Raw genomic sequence first — 3,749 nt, 5'->3', positions numbered from 1 at the left:
ATCGAATCCCGCGCCCCCATCGGGCACACCGTCCGCTCCGGAAGCGGCGGTCCCACCGGTCACCGCACGCCCCGAAGGACCACCATGCCCGCCCGGCGCCCCACACCCCGACCGACCATCGTCCACGAGAGACGGCCCGGTCGCCCCTGAACCACGGAAGCCGGTCCACGGTCCGCTCGTCACGGCGGGCACCACGTGAGCCTTCACGACCGGCCATGACGGGCGGCAAGCCACGTCGGCGCGTGCGGTGACGCCGGCTTTGCCGTAATGACTCATTGCACGCTCAGCGAGCGCAGCGCGGCCTTCAGCAGCGGGGCCACGCGCGGCTGCCGGCCGGCGGCGAGCTCGGCCTCGGCGTCGGGCTCGACGGCGGCGATCGCCTCGTCGGCGTCCTTGCCGGAGTAGCCGAGCCCCACCAGCCCCGAATGCACCTGCTCGCGCCAGGCCGCCGCCTTCCGCTCGCCGTTGAGCGCGGCGTCGACCGCCGCCTCCGGCGTGCCGAGCCGGTCCTTGAGCTCCAGCACGATGCGCTGCGCCCCCTTCTGCCCGATGCCCGGCACCTGCGTCAGCGCCTTCAGGTCGGCGGCGGCCACCGCCACCCGCAGCGCGTTGGGCGTGTGCACGGCCAGCATCGCCAGTGCCAGCTTCGGCCCGACGCCGCTGGCCGTCTGCAGCAGTTCGAACACCGCCCGCTCGTCGTCGGTGGCGAAGCCGAACAGCGTGAGGGACTCTTCGCGCACCACGAGCGACGTGGCCAGGCGCGCCTCCTCACCGACGCGGAGCGTGGCGAGCGTGCCGGGGGTGCAGTGGGTGAGTATCCCGACGCCGCCGACCTCGATCACGGCTCCGTCGGGCGCGATCGCCGTCACCTTTCCCGCCACCGACGCGATCACCACACGCCTCCTGTCCTCACTTCGATCACAACCCCGCCCTCTGCCGCAGAATGTCGCGCGCCGCGCTGAACCTTCCGCCCCGCAGGTCTGCCCCTCCCCGCGTCGCGAACGGCGAGGACGGCCCGGCGTGCCCGAACCGCCTGTTTCCGCGGACGAAGAAGACGACCGACGGTCGCAACAGCCGGCCCGCCGCACACGGCCGGTGGCGCCGGCGCTCGAACCACCCCGCCGCGAGCGGGAACGCGCGGCCATCGAGAGGGCCGGCCCGTCAGAGTCTGCCGCCTGGACCGGAACGACGCCCGGTGCGGCTCCAGGGCCCTCACGACCCGGGCCCCTTCTTGGTGGCCTTGGCGAGGGCCGCGGCGAGGCGGTGCTGGGCGCCGCCGCGCCAGACGTGGCAGATGGCCAGGGCGAGCGCGTCGGCGGCGTCGGCGGGCCTGGGCATCTCGGCGAGCCGCAGCAGCCGCGTCACCATGGCGCCGATCTGCTTCTTGTCGGCCGTGCCGCTGCCGGTGATGGCAGCCTTCACCTCGGACGGCGTGTGCAGCGCCACGGGGAGCCCGCGCCGGGCCGCGCACAGCACCGCGATCCCCGCGGCCTGCGCCGTGCCCATGACGGTGCGTACGTTGTGCTGGCTGAAGACGCGCTCGACCGCGACCGCGTCGGGACGCACGTCGTCGAGCCATTTCTCGATCCCGGCCTCGATGCCGACGAGCCGGGCGCCGAGCTCCTCGTCGGCGCCGGTGCGCACCACCCCGACCGACACGAGCGTCAGCGGCGCGCCCGGACGCCCTTCGACAGCGCCCAGCCCGCACCGGGTCAGCCCCGGATCGACGCCCATGACCCGCACCGGCATGCCCTCCCGTATACGCCGAACATCTGTTCGGCACGAGACTCTACTCCGCCCGCGGTGGCCGCGCACCGGGAAACGCCCGTCAGAAGTCCTCCAGCATGTACGGCCTGGCGGCGAAGGCGGCGTCGAGTGTCTCGTCGTATCGCTCATCTCCGGACATGAGCCCGCTGAGCCGCAATGTGGCCGCCGGAATCCCGGCGTACAGGGCGGAGAAGCCGTTGATGCTCAGCCTCACCCCCGGCTGCCCGGCAGGGGTGACCGCGGCCGAGCCGCCCGAGAACTCCAGCCGCCACGTGCCGCCCCCTCCCAGGGGGTCGTCCACGGTGACGACGGCCTCGCCGGACAGGTGCGCCGGGTATCCCCTGCGCTCGGCCGCGGCGACGACGTCCAGCACCCTGAACATCCACCGTCGCTGCGTGACCTGCTCGATCGTCCGCTCGCGCAGCAACCACAACACCGGGTCGTCGGGAGCCACGTGCGCGACGACGTCCCGCGCGATCGACGACGCGCTGCCCACCACGCCCCACAGCGCCCTGAGCGTCTCCCCGGACCCCGCGACGAGGCTGTCGACCAGCATGTCCTCGCCGTGCCAGCGATAGACGACGAAACCGTCGTCGGCGAGGTAGAGGAAGTCGTCCTCGTCCCCGAGGCACTGGCTCCAGGTGTGCTCGTCCCAGGAGATCGGCCCGCCGGCGCGGGCGGCGCCGTGCACGCGGCGCAGGATGGAGACGACCTCCCCCACGTCGCCCGGACCCATCCTGCGGAGCTTGACGGCGCCGGACGGCCTGATCTGGCGCAGCAGCTCGGCCGGCATCCGCACGCTGTGCTGGGCCCCGGCGTGCTCGTAGCCGAGCGAGCGGTAGATGCCGGTGGTGGCCGGATAGAGCGCGGAGATCGCGTCCCCGAACGCCCTGCCGCGTTCGACGACCGCGCGCATGATCGTGGTGCCGAGGCCGCGGCCGCGGTCTTCCGGCGCCACGGTGACCCCGGCGATGCCGGCCATCGGCTGCGGCCTGCCGTGCCACCACTGGGTGAACCCGCGCAGCCGCGCCGTGGCGGTCAGTCTGGTGCCGTCGAAGGCGCCCAGGTAGCGGCCCTCGCCGAGGTTGGGGAGCACAGCCTGTCGCCACCGCTCCCTGTTCTGTGGCGGCAGCGGGCCGAAGGCGCGTCTGCGAAGGTCAAGGGCGTCGTCGAGGTCGTCAGGGGTGAGGTCGCGTATCTCCACAGTCAGCCAACTTATGCGGAGGGCGTGCGCGTTCGCGAACCGTCTGCCGTGAGGGCGAGCCTGTCGAGATAGAGCAGCTGGGCGGCCACGACGGCGGCCAGGGCGACGGCGACGACGACCGGCGGCGTGGCCGCGCCGACGTCAGGTGAGGCGGCGGTGTACGCGCCGAGATGGGCCGCCTGGGCGACGGGTGCGGTGAACGACTCCGGTTGCTGGGCGACGAGCAGCGGCCAGAGCAGGTCCTGGGCGTTCACCAGCGCGACCGCGCCGGCGAGGATCCCGGCCATGGGGAGCGAGGGCAGGAACACGCCGCTGAAGAAGTCGCCGCCGGCCCGCTCCGCCAGCCCTTTGCACAACAACGTGAGCACGAGCAGCGCGGGGACGCTCACGAGGAGGGGCGGGACGAGCGCGGCGAACGTGTCGATGAGGCCGAGGTTGCGCATGTTCTGCCAGTTGGCGACGGCGAACACGCCCGTACCGGCGAACAACCAGGGTGCGAACGCGAGCAGCAGCCACTCGCTCATGGCCCCCAGCGGGCGCAGGCCGCCGATGCCGAGCGCCGCCAGGTAGGCGACGCCCACGGAGACCAGCGCGCCGGCGATCGCGGGCACCCACGTGTTCAGCTGCGTGCGCAGCCCGCCCGACTCGGTTCCCGGCGAGGTGAGCAGCCCGTCGATCCACGGCCAGGCGCACACGAGCGCGACGGCCACGACCACGACCAGCGCGGTCACCCCGACGGCCACGGCCGCCGTGCCCGGTCCTCCGGCGGCCGCACGCG

The 3,749-nt window shown here is 73.5% G+C and carries 4 protein-coding genes; all 4 read right to left on the bottom strand.

All coding sequences use genetic code 11. From position 1 onward, the window contains the following. Nucleotides 1-272 precede the first annotated feature (272 nt). Nucleotides 273-893, bottom strand: a complete 621-nt coding sequence (ruvA, locus tag GUY59_RS46405) for a Holliday junction branch migration protein RuvA (RefSeq protein WP_138208722.1) — start codon at nt 891-893, stop codon at nt 273-275. Nucleotides 894-1,212: 319 nt separating this feature from the next. Next, nucleotides 1,213-1,743 carry a crossover junction endodeoxyribonuclease RuvC gene (gene ruvC / locus GUY59_RS46400; protein ID WP_138208721.1) on the bottom strand — a complete coding sequence of 177 codons (531 nt, stop codon included), beginning with the start codon at nt 1,741-1,743 and terminating at the stop codon, nt 1,213-1,215. Nucleotides 1,744-1,828: 85 nt separating this feature from the next. Next, nucleotides 1,829-2,971, bottom strand: a complete 1,143-nt coding sequence (locus tag GUY59_RS46395; protein WP_138208720.1) for a GNAT family N-acetyltransferase — start codon at nt 2,969-2,971, stop codon at nt 1,829-1,831. A gap of 11 nt (nt 2,972-2,982) precedes the next feature. Then, a partial coding sequence (locus GUY59_RS46390; RefSeq protein WP_201762154.1) for a hypothetical protein occupies nt 2,983-3,749 on the bottom strand: 767 nt, incomplete at its 5' end.

The sequence above is a fragment of the Nonomuraea sp. K271 genome (assembly GCF_009908215.1).
GTDB classification, from domain to species: domain Bacteria; phylum Actinomycetota; class Actinomycetes; order Streptosporangiales; family Streptosporangiaceae; genus Nonomuraea; species Nonomuraea longispora.
This window is presented reverse-complemented; position numbering and strand designations above follow the sequence as displayed.